At 68.7% G+C, this 15,719-nt stretch carries 14 protein-coding genes; 5 read left to right on the top strand and 9 right to left on the bottom strand.

Going from position 1 to position 15,719, the window contains the following annotated elements; genetic code table 11:
* Together QM572_RS08960 and QM572_RS08955 are read left to right on the top strand one after the other, a co-directional pair.
* The coding region (locus QM572_RS08960) for a hypothetical protein (RefSeq protein ID WP_415092208.1) at positions 1-237 on the top strand (237 nt) is incomplete at its 5' end.
* 14 nt (positions 238-251) lie between these two features.
* Complete coding sequence (locus QM572_RS08955; RefSeq protein ID WP_415092206.1) at positions 252-1,943, top strand: HtaA domain-containing protein; 1,692 nt, start codon at positions 252-254, stop codon at positions 1,941-1,943.
* Positions 1,944-1,958: 15 nt separating this feature from the next.
* Here QM572_RS08955 and QM572_RS08950 read toward each other — a convergent pair whose 3' ends face one another.
* The 4 genes from QM572_RS08950 to QM572_RS08935 form a co-directional block, all read right to left on the bottom strand.
* Positions 1,959-2,531: a TetR/AcrR family transcriptional regulator gene (locus QM572_RS08950; RefSeq protein WP_415092204.1), complete on the bottom strand. Its 573-nt coding sequence runs from the start codon at positions 2,529-2,531 to the stop codon at positions 1,959-1,961.
* A 78-nt stretch (positions 2,532-2,609) separates the two neighbouring features.
* Positions 2,610-5,288 carry an Ig-like domain repeat protein gene (locus tag QM572_RS08945; protein WP_415092202.1) on the bottom strand — a complete coding sequence of 893 codons (2,679 nt, stop codon included), beginning with the start codon at positions 5,286-5,288 and terminating at the stop codon, positions 2,610-2,612.
* A 161-nt stretch (positions 5,289-5,449) separates the two neighbouring features.
* Positions 5,450-6,109: an HtaA domain-containing protein gene (locus tag QM572_RS08940; RefSeq protein WP_415092200.1), complete on the bottom strand. Its 660-nt coding sequence runs from the start codon at positions 6,107-6,109 to the stop codon at positions 5,450-5,452.
* Positions 6,110-6,400: 291 nt separating this feature from the next.
* Positions 6,401-7,219, bottom strand: a complete 819-nt coding sequence (locus tag QM572_RS08935) for a purine-nucleoside phosphorylase (protein WP_415092198.1) — start codon at positions 7,217-7,219, stop codon at positions 6,401-6,403.
* A gap of 40 nt (positions 7,220-7,259) precedes the next feature.
* Here QM572_RS08935 and QM572_RS08930 point away from each other — a divergent pair, with 40 nt between their 5' ends.
* Positions 7,260-8,024 carry a DUF4184 family protein gene (locus QM572_RS08930; RefSeq protein ID WP_415092196.1) on the top strand — a complete coding sequence of 255 codons (765 nt, stop codon included), beginning with the start codon at positions 7,260-7,262 and terminating at the stop codon, positions 8,022-8,024.
* Here the strand turns inward: QM572_RS08930 and QM572_RS08925 are convergent.
* On the bottom strand, positions 7,994-8,446 hold the full coding sequence (locus QM572_RS08925; protein WP_415092194.1) for a gamma-glutamylcyclotransferase family protein: 453 nt from the start codon (positions 8,444-8,446) through the stop codon (positions 7,994-7,996). The two genes, QM572_RS08930 and QM572_RS08925, sit on opposite strands and share 31 nt — an antisense overlap.
* A gap of 37 nt (positions 8,447-8,483) precedes the next feature.
* On the opposite strand from QM572_RS08925, the gene QM572_RS08920 reads away from it, so the two are divergent.
* Both QM572_RS08920 and lpdA read left to right on the top strand, forming a co-directional pair.
* Positions 8,484-9,428, top strand: coding sequence for a nitroreductase family protein (locus QM572_RS08920; protein ID WP_415092192.1), 945 nt, complete (start codon positions 8,484-8,486; stop codon positions 9,426-9,428).
* 31 nt (positions 9,429-9,459) lie between these two features.
* Positions 9,460-10,857 (top strand): dihydrolipoyl dehydrogenase, encoded by a 1,398-nt coding sequence (gene lpdA, locus QM572_RS08915; protein WP_415092190.1) that lies wholly within the window; start codon positions 9,460-9,462, stop codon positions 10,855-10,857.
* Between the two features lie 163 nt (positions 10,858-11,020).
* Here lpdA and QM572_RS08910 read toward each other — a convergent pair whose 3' ends face one another.
* From QM572_RS08910 to QM572_RS08895, 4 genes are all read right to left on the bottom strand, one after another.
* A complete protein-coding gene (locus tag QM572_RS08910; protein WP_415092188.1) occupies positions 11,021-13,723 on the bottom strand; it encodes an ATP-binding protein in 2,703 nt (900 codons plus the stop codon).
* Positions 13,720-13,851, bottom strand: coding sequence for a hypothetical protein (locus QM572_RS08905; protein WP_415092186.1), 132 nt, complete (start codon positions 13,849-13,851; stop codon positions 13,720-13,722). The genes QM572_RS08910 and QM572_RS08905 overlap by 4 nt, the downstream gene beginning before the upstream one ends.
* 118 nt (positions 13,852-13,969) lie before the next feature.
* The gene (locus tag QM572_RS08900; protein ID WP_415092184.1) at positions 13,970-14,695 is read right to left on the bottom strand and encodes a toxin glutamine deamidase domain-containing protein; all 726 of its coding nucleotides are present in this window, start codon (positions 14,693-14,695) and stop codon (positions 13,970-13,972) included.
* The gene (locus QM572_RS08895; RefSeq protein WP_415092182.1) at positions 14,695-15,504 is read right to left on the bottom strand and encodes a hypothetical protein; all 810 of its coding nucleotides are present in this window, start codon (positions 15,502-15,504) and stop codon (positions 14,695-14,697) included. Before QM572_RS08895 ends, QM572_RS08900 begins: the two co-directional genes overlap by 1 nt.
* Between the last annotated feature and the right edge of the window lie 215 nt (positions 15,505-15,719).

The following is a 15,719-nucleotide window of genomic DNA, read 5'->3' as shown; positions in this document are numbered from 1 at the left end:
GTGCCCGGCGCCGGCGTCGTCGCGACCGCCGCCGGCTCTGCCGCCCATCCCGTCGAGACCGTCCTCGCCCTCAGGTCCGCGACCACCGCCGCACCGGCGGACGCCCCGCGCTGGCCCTGGGCCGCGGGCGCCCTCCTCCTCCTGATCGCCGCGGCCCTCGTCCTCCTCGAGGTGGGACGCCTCCGACCCCGCCCCGATCACGCCCCCCATCCCGAGAGCCGGCGACCGCTGGCATGAAGAGAGGAAACACCATGTCCACCACCACCATGCGCCGAAGGGTCGCGGCCCTGGCAGCCGGCTCCCTCGGCGCCGGGGCCCTCGCGTTCGTCGCGGCAACCCCCGCCGCCCACGCCGCCGAGGCCACCCCCGTCAGCAACGCTGCGCTGACGTGGACCTTCGCGCCTCAGGCGGCCTCGTGGGGCATCACCACGACGGGCAACGTCGCGGCGACGAACCCGACGACGGCCACGCCGTCGTACGCGACCGGCGACTCGTTCACGAAGGCCGAGGGCTTCTCGCTCAGCAGCGGCTCGGGTTCGTTCGACTCATCGACCTCGACCGGCGAGATCGACTTCACCGGCTCGGTCACCTACAGCCCGTTCGCCAACTACGGCTCGCTCGTCGCCGACAAGTCGACGGTGACCTTCACCGACTTCGAGCTCGACATCACCTCCGCGACCCGTGGTGCGCTCACGGCCCAGGTCTCCTACCACAAGCCCAGCGGCGACCTCGCCGCGACGGAGGCGACCGTCGCCAACTTCGACATCACCTCGCTCACGGTGGACGACAACGGCAACCTCGCTCTCCAGACGGCGGCCCCGGACTGGACCGACGTGACGAAGGACACCGGCGGCAACCCCGGCGCCACGTCGTACTACGACTCGTGGCCGATCAACCTGGTGACCACGCTGCGGACCAACGTCGAGTCGAGCAGTGACATCTCGGTCTACTTCTACCGGACCGGGAACACCAGCGGGAACACGGCCAAGATCCCCGCTGCCTTCAGCGCGACCGGCTCGCTCCGCACGGTCACTCCGAGCGTCTCCTACGGCGACGGGTCCGGGACGGTCAGCGTCTCGGGCACGTACTTCAGCCCGACGGACGGCAGCAGCTCCGCCAACAACGGCATCTACGTGGGCGTGGCTCCGTCCGGGGGACTCCCGGATGTCTCCTCGCAGGCTGCGATGGCGAACTTCGCCGGCGCGAACTGGGTGAGCAACTCCGGGATCGTCGACGGGGCATTCTCGACCTCCTTCGCCATCGACCGCACCAAGCTGGACCCGACGAAGTCCTACAGCGTCTACACCTGGCGCGCGCACTCCCACTCGGAGACCACCCAGGACAGCGAGACCCCGCTGGCGATCGACTTCGACAAGCTCAAGTCCACGATCGCTCCCGCGGTCTCGGGCACGACGAGCCTCACCTACGGCCAGTCCTCGGTCCTCAGCATCACCGCACCGGCCGCGGGCACCGTGACCATCAGCGGCCTCGGCGCCACGACGACCGTGGCCGTGGCCGACGGCAAGGCCAGCTTCACGATCCCCGCGACGCTCGCGGGCGGCTCCTACACCGGGACCGTCGCCTACACGCCCGCCGAGGACGAGACCTGGTACAACGCCACCAGCACCACCGTCGCGGTGACCGTGGCGAAGCTCGCCGCGGCCGTCGCCCCGACCGTGCCGAAGAAGGCGTCGAGCAAGAAGGCGCTGGCCGTCACCTACTCGCTGGGCACCGCGGCGACCGGGAAGCTCACGGTCACCTTCAAGAAGGGCAAGAAGAAGGTCGTCAAGACCGTCACGCTCAGCGGCGGGAAGGCCACCGTCAAGCTGACCAAGAAGCAGGTCAAGAAGCTCGGCAAGGGCACGTGGAAGATCACGACCTCGTACGCCGGCAACGCCGCCGTCAAGGCGTCGAGCTCGACCACCAGCCTCAAGGTCAAGTGACCCGGGGCTGACCTCTCACTCTGAGCCCGCGGCACCGACCGCCCGGAGAACGAACGCCTCGATCGTCTCCGGCGGGACGTGCCGCGGGCTCAGGCATGCGTGGACCAGGCGCATGGTCGCCTCGAGGTCGTCGACGACGAACTCGCCCGAGTCGCGCCCGGCCACCAGGATCTCCGCCAGCACCTGCTCGACCGCGGCCACGTGCTCCCGGATCTCGCCGAGCGAGGAGGCCGGCAGCACGCCGTAGAGCTGGGGGCCGAGGCCCATGTGGAACTCCTCGCCGGAGTCGAGGTGGCTGCGCACGTAGATCCGCAGCTGCTCCGACGGGGTGTCGGCGACGGCGAGCCGCTCGGACAGCCGTGCGACGTACCGTGCCGTCTCGTGGCCGGCGAAGGCGACCACGACCGCCTCCTTGTCGTGGAAGTGGTGGTAGATCGCCGTCCGGCCGAGCCCGGCCCGTTGGGCGAGCTGTGCCATGGTGATCGCGTCGTAGCTCTGCTCGCCCATCAGCGCCGAGAACGCGCCGAAGACCCGCTCGAACACCAGGAGGCGGTGCTCGGGCAGGGTCTCGGCTTGGATCCGTGGCACGGACGGGACTCTAGACGACGAGCGTCATGCCGGCCGTCCGCGCCACGGACGAAGGACGTCAGTGTCCTCGGCGGCCGATCACCGCTTGATCCGCAGCGTCAGCGTCTTGGTCGTGACGGCGCTGGTGCCGGACGTGGGCGAGAGGCTCCCGGTGAGCTTCCACGTCCCCTTCTTCAGCTTGGGCAGCCTCACCGTGGCGGCACCGCGAGTGACGGTCCCCGTGACCCGCTTGAGGGCCTTGCCCTTCTTCAGCGTGACCGTGACCCGGCCGGCGACGGGCACTCCGGTCGCCGAGGTGAAGGAGAGCCGGACGAGCCCGCGCTTCTTCGAGGTCGGCTTCTTCGCGACCTTGAAGGTGGTCACGCGGACCGTCGCGGGCGACACGGTGAGCGTCGCCGTGGCGGTGGTGCCCAGATGGGTGGCGTCGCCGGCGTAGGTCGCCGTGAGCGGATAGCTGCCGACGGCCAGGGTGGCCGGCAGGGTGAAGCTCGCCGTGCCGCCTGCGAGCTCGGCCGTCTGGGTCGACCCGGCGCCGGCGAGCGTGACCGTGCCGGTCGCCCCCGGGATGCTGAGCGTCGCGCTGGCCTGGGCGCCGTAGGAGCTCGGGGGAGCCGTCAGCGTCGCCGCGGGCGCCGTCTTGAGCTCACTCGGCGCGACGACGGTCAGGAAGCCGAACGCGCTCCCGCTGTAGAGGTCGAGCCCGGCCTTGCTCGCGAAGGCTGCGTTGAGCGTCGCGGGAGCGAACGCCCAGGCGTTGGTGTCTCCGTCGGTGCGGGGGCCGGAGTGGCTGAGATCGATGTCGAGGACGCGCACGTTGGTGAACGGCACCTGCTCGGCATTCCCGGCCTGGGCGTCGGACATCGAGCCCGAGGTCTCGCCGTCGGCGTAGAGCCGTGCGCTCAGGCCGTCGTTCGCGATCTCCAGGCGCGGGTTGGTGATCTTGATGTCGATGCAGTGGGCCTCGAGGACCCACCGCAGTGTGCCCTGGTACTGCACGACCGTCTTCCCGGCGGCGTTCTCGTAGGCGCCGGTCTGGGTGAAGCGCCATGACGTGTCGTCGGTGTCGGAGGGGAGGCTGGCTCCGTCGCCGACCTCGATGCCGTGCAGTCCCTTCGGGCAGGCGGTGCCGCCGCTGGCCCAATCCGTCTTGATGTAGTTGAGCCACGACTTGACGTTGCTGCTCCCGCCGACGCCGCGCGCCGTCCACTCCACGCCGGTCGACCGTGTGGCCGTGGAGGAGATGGTGGCGGGCAGGATCGTTCCGGTGGTGACGCCGGCGTAGTAGGCGGTCCAGCCGACGCTGGCATCCCCGAGGACGTCTCCGGCCAGGGAGTAGGTGGCGCCCGCGGCGAGGCCGGTCACGGTCGTGTCTCCGGCCGCCGAGCTGTTGTCCGGCTGCGTGTACGTCGTGGTGGCGCTCCAGGCGGCCGTGCGGTCGTCACGGGTGGCGACGAAGACCTCGCCTCCCGTGAAGATGACCGAGGGAGCGACCACCTTGACCGTGATGGCACGCGTCCAGACCGCCGTCGCGCGCCCCCCTTCGCCGAAGGCGATCAGCGGCGCGACCACGGGGTTGTCGGTGGTGTTCGTGCCGACCACGACCGGGTCGCCCCAGGTGCCGTCGGGTGCGACGGTGGCGACCTCGACCCGCGAGTCGGTGTCGGTGATCTCCGGCCAGGTCACGCTGGCGGTTCCGTAGGGATCGAAGGCTGCCGACGGCACCCCCTTGCCCGCAGTGAGGGCGCTGTCGGCGCCGACGGCGTTCGTCGTGCCTGTGCTGAGCTCGTGCGGCGTGCTCCAGACCCCGACGGCGGCACCGGCGAGACGGACCGCCGCCCTGGCGCCGTCGTTGCTGCCCCACGTGGCCACGGCGGCACCGCTCGTGTCGACGGCGATCGAGGTGCGCCGCGCCGTGGGCACGTCCTCGGCCAGAGTCACGGCATCGCCGGCCCAGGAGCCGCTGCTGTTCTGGGTCCGCGCCTTCACGTCCCAGGCGGAGGCGGTTGCGTCGTAGCTGCGCCAGGCGAGAGTGGCACGGCCCTCCTGGTCCAAGCCGAGTCCGACGGTGTCGAGCGGCTGGGTGCTGCTGGACGTCTCGACGCTGGTCTCGGTGCCCCAGGTTCCGTCCGCCGCTCGGCGGACGATGTGGACTCCGTCGCCCGCGGGCCAGGCGAGGGCGGCCTGTCCGTCCGGGTTGACGTCCAGGGCCGGCGGCACGCTGGTCGGAGAGGTCGACGAGGTCAGGGCACTGGTGCCGACCGTCGCCGCCGAGCTCCAGGAGCCGTCTGCTCCGAGCGCCACCGTGGTGAGTGCGACGGAGGTCGGTGGGTTGTTGCCCGCGGACCCGCTGAGGACGGGCCAGGCGACGGTCGGCCGGCCGGCGCCGTCGACGTCGATCTGCACGCTCCTCGCCGTGGGGTACTGCGAGCCGGCCGCACGGTCGAAGGTGCTCAGCAGTGCGGGCGCCTCCCACGCTCCGCCGGCGTCGCGGTGCGAGGCGTAGATCCAGTACGTCGCGGCGGAGCTGTAGGAGCCCTTCTCGGTCGAGGCGACCCAGGTGAACCACGCCGAGCCGTCGGAGGCCACCGCCAGGTCCGAGCTGAGCCTGGAGAGGGCGCTCGGGTCGTCGGAGGGATCCTCCGAGAGAGTGTCGGGCCCGGTCCAGGCTGCGTTCGCTGCCGCGGGGAGGCAGAGGGCGGAGACGACGAGCGAGGCTAGTGCGCCGCGCTTCCAGCGCTTCCGGATGAGATGGGGCATGGTGCTGGTCTCCTGCGTTCTCGGGTGGAGGAGTGGGCGGTGGATGCGGGGAAGCGTGAGGGGATCGGAGGGTGGGTGGTGCGCGCGGTGTGGAACGGCTGCGGAGTGCGGACGAAGCGCGCGCACCACCCGGATTCAGCGGGGATGGACCCGGCTGAAGCTCAGCTGAAGGCGACGGAGCCGAAGGCGTCGCCCTCGGCGTAGCTGCCGTTGCTGCCGCCGTTGAAGATCTCGGCGCCGTCCTCGGTCAGCGTCACCGTGTAGAGGCCGCTGGTCGCGGTCTCGGAGATCTCGAACGCCGCGGTGTCGTAGAGATGCTGCTCAGTGCCGCCCACAGGCACGTAGCTGGCGTCCACGAGGAGCTGCTCCGGTCCGGACGAGTTGTCCTGGATCTTCAGGTCCGACAGCGAGATGTCGATCGAGTGGGCGCTCATGTCGAAGTCGAGGCCGCCCTCGAGCACGACCGTCCGCGGTGAGCCCGAGTCGGAGGCGACGTCGAAGGCGTAGTCGTAGGCGTAGTTGGTCGGGGTGAAGCCGATCCCGAAGGACCAGCTCGTGTCGGGGGAGCCGGCTGTGGAGGTGCCGCCGTTGCTCGATGTCACGGCGACGGAGCCCTGGCCGGTGTAGCCGTACCAGGCCGGGTTGGTGAGGTAGTCGACCCAGCTGGTGCGCAGGTTCCAGGTCACGGAGCTGACGGGGGAGGGGGTGCTCGCCTCGGCCGCGGTCGGCGCCAGCGTCGATCCGGCGATGAGCGCAGCGCAGGCCACGGTGGCTCGTGTGAGCCAGCGGGCGGAGCGAGGGGTGGGGAGGATTGCGGACATCGATGTCCTACCTTTCGGCATAATCGCCATCGGCCCTGTCGCCGATGTGTCGTGTGTGCATTCGCGTGTCGCAAACACGAGGCGGCGGTGCTGCCGGGGTGGCGCTCTTTCCACGGGGAGCCACCCCGGCCCACCGGGCCTCGTCGCCAAACTCGGGAGTATTAGGCAAGGCAACCCTAAGTTCGACGAGAGGAACGTTAAGAGTTTCCTGACAACCGGTCAAGACCGCAGCACAAGGAGCCGTCGCACGCAGGTGCGACGGCGGGTGGCGATGTGAGGAGCCCGACTCCTCTAGAGGCGCGGGACGATGGTCGCGAGCAGACGGCCCATGCGCGTGGCAGCCTCGCGGCCCGCGTCGATGACCTCCTGGTGCGACAGGGGGGCGTCGGAGATGCCCGCCGCGAGGTTCGTCACCAGCGAGATCCCGAGGATCTCCATCCCGGCCTCGCGGGCGGCGATCGCCTCGAGCGCGGTGGACATGCCGACGAGGTCGCCGCCGATGACGCCGGCCATCCGCACCTCGGCGGGCGTCTCGTAGTGCGGGCCGGGAAACTGCACGTAGACGCCCTCGTCGAGGCTCGGGTCGAGCTCGCGCGCGATGCCGCGCAGGCGCGAGGAGTAGAGGTCGGTGAGGTCGACGAAGTTCGCGCCGACCAGCGGCGAGGCGCCGGTGAGGTTGATGTGGTCCTTGATCAGGACCGGGGTGCCGGGGGACCAGGCCTTGTTGAGGCCGCCGCAGCCGTTGGTGATGACGATCTTCGAGACACCGGCCTTGGCCGCCGTACGGATCGGGTGGACGACCGCCTCGACGCCCTTGCCCTCGTAGTAGTGGGTGCGCGCGAGGAAGGCCAGCACGTTCAGGTCGGAGCCGTCGGCGGCCGGGATGCGGATCGACCGGATCTTGCCCGAGTGGCCGGCGACGGCGGCGGCGGAGAAGCCGGGCAGGTCCGCCCGCTCGATCTCGGCGGTCAGCTCGCCGGCCTCGGCCAGCATGTCGGCGGCGGGCAGCCACCCCGAGCCCAGCACGAGCGCGACGTCGTGGCGCTCCACCCCCGTCAGCTCGGCGAGGCGGATGGCGGCGTCCTGGGCGGCGGTGTAGGCATCGGTCACCTGCCGAACCGTACCCTGAGCCGCCCCTACTCTGGAGCGTATGCCGATCACCCTTGCGCATCCGGCCGCCGTGCTGCCCCTACGGCGCACCGGCCTGCCGATGACCGGCCTGGTGCTCGGCTCGATGGCGCCCGATGTCCCGCTCTTCCTCTTCGGGGCGCACGGCATGAGCCTCACGCACAGCTGGTGGTCGGTCCCGACCCTCGACACGGCGATGGCGGTGGGGGCGGCGCTGGTGTGGTTCCACTGGCTGCGCGACGCCCTCGTCGCCATGTCACCGGCCTGGGTGCGGGGGCGGCTGGCGCCGCACTGCGTCATCACCCGGCGGCAGCAGGTGCTCACCCCGCTGGCCGCGGCCGTCGGCGCGGCCACCCATGTGATCTGGGACTCCTTCACGCACGCCGACCGGTGGGGCGTACGCCGGATCGCATGGCTCCACGAGTGGCACACCATCGGGCCGCGATCGGACTGGGGCTACCACTGGGCGCAGTTCGGCTGCGGGATCCTCGGGATGGCGGTGGTCCTGGCGGCCGCGGGCCTCTGGCTCCGTGGGCAGGCGCCGCACCGCCCGGTGCAGCCCCACCGCGTCGGGCCCGCGATCCAGGCCGGCGTCGTCGCCGTCGGCATCCTCGCGGGGCTTGTCGCGGCGGTGCTCTACCGGCGCCACGGCCTCGAGCTGATGGCGGTCAACGCGGTGGTCTGGAGCCTGGTCGTCGTCGCGGTCGGCGGCATCGTGGCCGCGGCGGCCTGGCCGCTCGTGCGTCCGGAGCGCGATCAGAGGCCGGTCGAGCGACAGGGCCGATGACGCAGCGCCGTCACGTAGTCCTCGGGAGCGCCGGCCGCCTCGGCGGCGTCGGCCAGCACGCTCAGCAGGTGAGCCGAGGGCAGCCCGCCCTCCCACGCGTCGAGCACGTAGGCCCACGCCAGCTCCTCGCCCGCGAGGGTGGAGACGCGGATCCGGGTACGCCGGTACAGCCCGGTGTCCATGGCCTCCCACTCGTCCAGCACCCGCTGGTCGGCCGGCGTGACGTCGTACACGGCGACGAAGACCTGCGCGGCCGGGTCCTCCGCGATGGTCGGCAGCGCGCCGTCCCAGCCGTGCTCCTCGCCGCCGAACGTCAGCCGCCAGCCGATCAGCCAGCCCGTCGTCCGGAGCGGCGAATGGGGGCACCGGACGCCCATGAGGGCGGGGTCCATGTTGGCCCCATAGGCGGCGTACAGCGTCACGACAGGGAAGCCTACAAATCCGTTACGATGCGGGGCGATGCGACGCTGGTGGAAGAGGGAGTCCGAGCCCACTGAGCGCTCGCCGTGGGAGGAGCTCCTCGCGGAGATGCGGCTCGACGCGGAGCGCTACTTCGCCCACATGATCCGGTCCGGCGGCGATGAGCGCTTCTCCGAGATGACCGGGATGCAGCTCGACGCGGCGACGACGCGGCACTACCACCGGATCGAGAAGGGCTTCTCGATGCCGGGCACCAAGCGCCCCTTCGGCACCCGCGCGATCCCCGTCCTGACGCGTGCGCTCGCCAACCCGGCGCTCGACGAGGAGTTCATCTACCCGGCCGAGGCACGCTCGGTGCTCACCGCCCTCGAGCGGTGGAACGCGGAGCAGGTGCGCGAGGACGTCGTCGCCCCGCTCGGGGAGTCGCTGCCGACCAACCCGCTCGACCCGGAGACGCTCGCCACCTTCATCACCTCGCGGCACAGCATCCGCGACTTCGACGCCCGCCCGGTCGACCGCGCGATGGTCGAGGAGGCGGTCCGGCTGGCCAGCCATGCGCCCTCGGTGTGCAACCGGCAGGGCTTCCGCGCCTACTGGTTCGACGACCCGGCCGACATCGCCCGCGTCCTCTCGGAGCACCAGGGGTCGCGCGGCTTCCGGGAGAAGGTCCCCGGCCTCTTCGTCGTCACCTTTGACATCCGGGCCTTCGAGGACGTCCGCGAGCGCAACCAGGGATGGATCGACGGCGGCCTCTTCGCCATGACCCTCATGCTCGCCCTGCACGGTCTCGGCCTCGGCACGGTTCCCCTCAACTGGTCGCGGCGCAACGGCGTCACCAACCGCCTCCGCACGCTGGCGGCGATCCCCGAGCACGAGAACGTCGTGATGCTGATCGCGGCCGGGCACCCCGCCCCGGGCTACCGCGTGGCACGCTCCACACGCCGGCCCGTGAGCGAGATCCTGCGCATCGGGATGCCCCGGTAGCCGCCTCCCCACGCGGGACTAGGCTTGGGCCGTGACCCACTTCGATGTCCTCGTCCTCGGCGCTGGCCCCGGTGGCTACGTCGCCGCCATCCGCGCCTCCCAGCTCGGCAAGTCCGTCGCCGTGGTGGAGGACAAGTACTGGGGTGGCGTGTGTCTCAACGTCGGCTGCATCCCGTCCAAGGCGCTGCTCAAGAACGCCGAGCTGGCGCACACGCTGACGCACGAGAAGGACAAGTACGGCATCGAGGGCGACGCCACGATGTCCTTCGGCCCGACCCACAAGCGGTCGCGTCAGGTGAGCGCGGGGATCGTCAAGGGCGTCCACTACCTGATGAAGAAGAACAAGATCACCGAGATCGACGGCTGGGGAACCCTCACCGGCCCGACCGGGATCGACGTGAAGGGCCACGACGGCGAGGTGACGTCGTACACGTTCGACAACCTGATCCTCGCCACCGGCGCCACCGTGCGACTGGTGCCGGGCGTGAGCATCTCGGAGAACGTCGTCACCTACGAGGAGCAGATCCTCACCGACCAGCTCCCGGGCTCGATCGTCATCGGCGGCTCCGGCGCGATCGGCGTGGAGTTCGCCTATGTCCTGGCGAACTTCGGCGTGGACGTGACCATCGTCGAGTACGCCGACCGGATGGTGCCCACGGAGGACGCCGACGTCTCCAAGGAGCTCCTCAAGCACTACAAGAAGCTCGGCGTGAAGGTGCTGCTCTCCACCGCCGTGCAGAAGGTCGTCGACGACGGCTCCTCGGTCACGGTGACGGTCGCGCCGGCCGGTGGCGGGGAGGAGCAGACCCTCACCGCCGACAAGTTCCTCGCCGCCTTCGGCTTCGCCCCGCGGCTCGAGGGCTACGGCCTGGACGCCGTCGGCGTGAAGACCACCGACCGCGGCGCCATCGAGACCGACGCGTACGGCCGCACCAACGTCGAGAACGTCTACGCCATCGGCGACGTGACCGGCAAGATGATGCTCGCCCACGTGGCCGAGGCCCAGGGCGTCGTCGTCGCCGAGGTCATCGCCGGCGAGGAGACGATGCCGGTCGAGATCGACTTCATCCCGCGTGCCACCTACTGCCAGCCCCAGATCGGCTCGTTCGGCTACAGCGAGCAGCAGGCCAAGGACAAGGGCTACGACGTCAAGACCGCCACGTTCCCGTTCTCGGCCAACGGCAAGGCCCAGGGCCTCGGCGAGGGCGTCGGCTTCGTCAAGGTGATCGCCGACGCGAAGTACAACGAGATCATCGGCGCCGCCATGATCGGCCCCGACGTCACCGAGCTCCTCCCGGTCCTCACCCTCGCGCAGAAGTGGGACCTCACCGCCGACGAGGTCTCCCGCAACGTCTTCGCCCACCCCACCCTCGGCGAGGCCGTCAAGGAGGCCGTGGAGGGCATTGTCGGCCACATGATCAACTTCTGATACTGGCGCTCTGGCTCAGAGCTCGAACGATCAGTGCGCTGGTCTAGACCGCTGAGCCTGCAACGCCTTGGCCGATTGCATCGGTTGATCAGAGCCAGTCGTTCCACGGACCTGTTCGAAGCATGAACCGAGGTCGGGCCGTCTACCGCCTCGCTGTCGAGAACTACGTTGCGAGCCCGGCGCGGCGTGCGATTCCGTCCGCGACGCCGCTCTGGAGCTGGGCATCGCGAACACCTTCACGGATGCCAGCAGTCAGCACGCTGCGCGCGAAAGGTGCGTCAACGAGTCGCGACACTTCAAGGAGTTGCCCCTTCGCCCAGTTGATGACGTCGAGGAGACTTTCGTCCCACCGAGTGCCGCGTAGTTGGGAAAGTGGGAACTGGTCGGCGGGGTAAACGGCGTTAGCAATGGCGCGTGCGCCAGTAGGGGTCGTTCCTGATGCGCGGTCCCTGGCGTTGGACCATGCTTCGAACAGGTTGGCCAGGGAGCCGTCTTGGGACGCCTCGGCGAGTTCGTTGAACTGGAACTGCGTGGTGACGATCCTCCGGATTCCGCACCAGGCGAGGCACTGGGGATTGGTGCCCACCTCCAATGCGAGAGTCTTCAGGTCGTCCGTGCTGCGTGAACGCAACTCGGACGAAAGGCCAGCCGTGGCGTAGAGCGCGCCGACAGGAAGCGCCATGATGCGCGCGGCCTGATCTTGAGCGTTCCATGCCCTGTAGTGCTCGGTTGCGGATATGCACCCGCAGGGCCACGGGGACGGTTCAGCGGTCAGCGAGGTCATCTCCGCCTCGAACGCGCGAGCCGCCGGGGAAACGGAGATTGTTTGCGGCGTCGGCTGCGTCCGGGTCGACATGACCGCTTCGCCCCTCGCGAGTGATCCGAGAGACTGGAGTTCGATCTCTTCCATGCCGAGCGCCCCAGCCATCAGTTTCTGGTCGTCGGGGTGGGTGATCCGGTGACAGATCTTGAGATTCGTGTTTCGGATGACTTCGGAGCTGACCTTGGCCGGGCTTTGGTCGACGACAACTACCTGCTGCCCGTAGGACCGAACCTCCGCGAGCATCGCGGCCAACAGCTCAGAGGAAACTCGCTGCGCCGTTCCGCCCTCGCCGGCGGCATCAGAAGGGCCAAGTTCCGGGAGTACGCGGTGCGCTTCTTCCAGCACGAGGAGGTGTCGGACGGCGTTACCTCCACGGTGGTGCTTCGCGTTGGCCCATGTCGCAAGTGCGAGCACCAGCACGATGAAGCTGCGCTCCTCGTCATCAGGAATGTCAGCGAGGGTGACGACCGTGGGTTGGCTGAACAGATTGGCGACGAGATCGGAGTCTGCCCAGCAGAAGCGGTGGGCCCGCGACGGCGCCAGCAGGAGGTTGAGTCTCGTGCGCAGTGAAGCCTCGATGTTCAGGCGGGCTTCGACGGCGTAGCCCAGATCCTCAACGGTGTCCTTCAGAAGCCCCCGAACATCGAACAGAGAGCTTCCGCGCCCCTGGTCTGGGAGTTCCGTCAGGCGATCGAACAGTTGAGTAACGACGTAGGGCGTCGGGGACGGCATGACGAACGACCCCTTGAACGCCTGTGCGACGCGCGCGATGTGCTCCACCTGGTCTTCGCCGGGCCACGCGGCCAGGAGGTTGAGGCTCAAGGCACGGCCGGTGAGTTGGCGCATCCCACCTCGGACTACGCCAGCCATGTCGGAGTAGTCGTCTTTGACCGGGTCGATGATGAGGAACGGAACACCGTGCTGGTTCCAGGCGTCGACGATGAGGCGGTGGAGTGTTGTGCTCTTGCCTGATCCCGTGGTGCCTGTGACGAAGGCGTGTCCTTCCAGGTCAGCGATGCCGACTCGGGCGTCCAAGTCCGTGCCGGAGTAGGTGCCGAGAGTGATCGAAGCCGAAGAGGTGTCCGGTCTCCGGTGCGGGGGCGGTGCGTCCTGAACGAGCAGGCCTGGCGTGGACACGGGCGGCGATTGCAGTAGCCCGGCTACGTCGCGCGTTGAGAGCAACGAGATCGGCGGTGGTGCGGTCTGTCCGAAGTCGAGGTCGTGTGCCCAGAACTGGCGTCCTTGCCTGTCGTGTACGCCGCCGTGCAGCGCGCCTAGCACTCGGTTGAGGGTTTCGTCGTTGGGCGCCGTGGCCCAGGTTGAGACGGCCCATCCACCTTGCGATCCGCACTCGGTGAGGTGGCCTTGGATCAGGTTCATCCAGTTGACGATTCGCTGCCATTCACTGGAGACCTGCGTGACTGACTCCACCGCAGAGAGTTGGAGAGAGGCGGTGACTTGGCCAGACGCCTGTTCGGCGATCTCGCCGGCGTGCTCGCGGGTGTCCATCAACTCGTACTGGCGTAGCCCGCGCAGGTGTAGGTCGACACTCCAAGGGCCTCGGACGGCGGAGAGCCGTTCCAAGAGCGAGCCTGGGACTCGCTGGTTGTAGTCCAGTTGCAGTTGGTCTGCTTGGAGACGGAAAATCACACCTGCGCCCTTGGGGCCGACCAATGCCGGAGCCCGCTCATCCACCGCGACTCGGTAGAACGGCGTCAGCATCCTTCGCGCTTGCTCGATGGTCGGGTCGTCGGCAGCGGTGAGATGCACCGATGTCTCGCCAGATGCTGATTGTCCTATCCGCACCCGCAGCTCACGAGGGACGCCTGCGAACGCTGCCAAGCCCCGCTCAAGGGCCCCCGTCTTCTGAGGATCGTGCTTGGGTAGCGCGGTCAGGCGCAGCCATGGACGTCCGAAGTCGTCCATCGGGGGATGGCAGGTTCGGTCTGAGTACGGCCCCAACGCCAGTTCTTTCAGGATCTCCGTCGGGTTGCCGTTGCGTCCGGCGTGAACGCCAACGATCCGATCAAGCGCGCTAGTCACGAGGACTCGTCCTCAGCAGTCTTGCGCAGGAATGCGAGGGAGTCCCATCCGATCAGGACGCGTTTGGCAGCGCCTGCGTCGGTGACGATCCACGGCGCCTCACCCATCGGCAGCTCGACATCGGCCACCGCCCAACTGAAGATCCAGCCGAGGTCGTATCGGTGCGCTCCGTATCTGCTTGCGTCCTGGGCGGGACTGCCAAGATGAGCCAAGATGCGGCGAGCGTCCGCCTCTGAAAGTTGCTGACTACTCAACGGGGCGCCCCTTCGCGTCCCAGACGAGCACCTGGTGCTTGCTGATCGGTGAGATTCCGGGTCGCACGGATTGATCATCAAAGGGCAACACCTCGTGAGTCTGGGCGTCGGCGACTTTGATCTGCCCGTGGTCGTTGACCACGTTGTACGCGTGACCTTGCGGGTGCCCGGACTCGTCTATCCACCGAGTGTGGACGATGGCGCTGCCGCCATGGCCTTCCCTTTGCAGTTCCTCCCTGAGATCGGTCGGTTCGAGGATGCCTCGCATGTCCCGGCCGGCCCACTCTTCCGTCATCGCGCTCGGCTCGCCGCCGACGTACAGCCCCGGCAGGTCGGAGTCGTGCTGGGAGTTCACCTCATAGGCGCGGCCAGCGGCCTCCTCGATGTTGCCGCGCCACGACCGCTCGAAGCACCGGGCGGAGTCCGCGCAGTTGCTTCGGTACGACTCGTCTGTGGCGTAGTCGGGGTTCACACGCTCGACCAGATATTCCGGAGCAGTGTGCGGTTCGACCTTCTCGCTGACCCGGTTCATTGGCTCCAGGAACTGCTCGGCGTGCTGGCGCCGGAACTCGCTCTCGGGTTGGTCGACGTAGGACTTCTCCGTGTTGGGGTCAACTTGCTCAATCTGCTCGTGCGCGATGCGCTCTTGCTCGACTTGCCGCTCGGCTTCCTCAGCGGCGCGTTCGGCAGCGGTCCCATCCAGGCCTGTCGTGGCCATCAGAAGGCGCTCACTAGGAACCAAATCACGAGGATCAGGAAGACGACCATGAGCACGGCCCGCAGGTTCCCACCCCTGGCTCGCGGATCGACGTAAGCGGTCGTTGTGGCGCCGGTGCGGGCATTGACCATGGACGAGACGGTGAGGACGCCGTGACGACTCAGGCGTCCTTCGACGTCCACTTCGTCGCCTTGCCGAAGTGAGCCACCACGCAGTTCGCCGCGCAGCATGCACTCCACGCTGTCGCCGCTGTGTGTCTGGAGCAAGAAGGTGTTGATCGGGATCGAAAGTTGGTCTGGTCCCTGGGGGCCACGGAACATCATCGAGGGGATCATCAGGAAGCGCAGCGGCGCGAAAAATATGCCCATCAGTATGCCCATCGCCCGGAATGGCGCGGTCAGGCATCCGCTCGCGGCCATCTGGGCGGCCTTGTGTCCGGAAAGGCTGACGGTCTCGCTACGCGGCTGGTCGACCTGCACCACGAGTCCGGACATCCTCAGAGGTGAGAACTTGGCGAAGAAGCCGCCTCCGCCGCCGGCCTCCTCGATGACACCTGAATCGTGGCCGGCGGGCACCGGTGACGCCACGGCGCGCTCAATCGCGGGAGGTTCTGCGTCGTAGCGCGACGACGAGTCCCGAGCTTCCCACACCACCGGCGTGTCGCTTCCCAGCCAGTCGTAGGAGGCGGGGTTCTCGACCTCGGCGAGATGCGACGGCGTTGATGTGGATGATGAGCCGTCGATGCTCCACCCGCACTGCGTGCAGGAAGAACTCAGCACCAGGACGTGACAGTTCGGGCACTCGTTCATTTATGATCACCCGCCCGCCATTCTCGAAGAAATCTGAACTGCCCCGCTATGCATTCTGCTTTGATTGCTCCTAGCCCGCCGCACTCTAGTGCTCAACCTTCCAGCGCGGAGGGCAAATCTCCCACGCAGGCAGGAGCCTGTGGTTGGGAGTCTCGGGTCGAGTTTCGGAAAGCAACGTTGGACGAGAGGGCGGCCCGCGACGTGTCTTGGCTCGA

The sequence above is a fragment of the Nocardioides sp. genome, from assembly GCF_047607365.1.
Taxonomy (GTDB): domain Bacteria; phylum Actinomycetota; class Actinomycetes; order Propionibacteriales; family Nocardioidaceae; genus Nocardioides.
This window is presented reverse-complemented; position numbering and strand designations above follow the sequence as displayed.

Excerpts from the sequence above, each read along its gene's own strand:
- QM572_RS08920 (WP_415092192.1), top strand. The coding sequence starts at position 8,484 with ATGCGACGCTGGTGGAAGAGGGAGTCCGAGCCCACTGAGCGCTCGCCG.
- QM572_RS08930 (WP_415092196.1), top strand. The coding sequence starts at position 7,260 with ATGCCGATCACCCTTGCGCATCCGGCCGCCGTGCTGCCCCTACGGCGC.
- QM572_RS08955 (WP_415092206.1), top strand. The coding sequence starts at position 252 with ATGTCCACCACCACCATGCGCCGAAGGGTCGCGGCCCTGGCAGCCGGC.
- QM572_RS08945 (WP_415092202.1), bottom strand. The coding sequence starts at position 5,288 with ATGCCCCATCTCATCCGGAAGCGCTGGAAGCGCGGCGCACTAGCCTCG.
- QM572_RS08895 (WP_415092182.1), bottom strand. The coding sequence starts at position 15,504 with ATGAACGAGTGCCCGAACTGTCACGTCCTGGTGCTGAGTTCTTCCTGC.
- QM572_RS08900 (WP_415092184.1), bottom strand. The coding sequence starts at position 14,695 with ATGGCCACGACAGGCCTGGATGGGACCGCTGCCGAACGCGCCGCTGAG.
- QM572_RS08940 (WP_415092200.1), bottom strand. The coding sequence starts at position 6,109 with ATGTCCGCAATCCTCCCCACCCCTCGCTCCGCCCGCTGGCTCACACGA.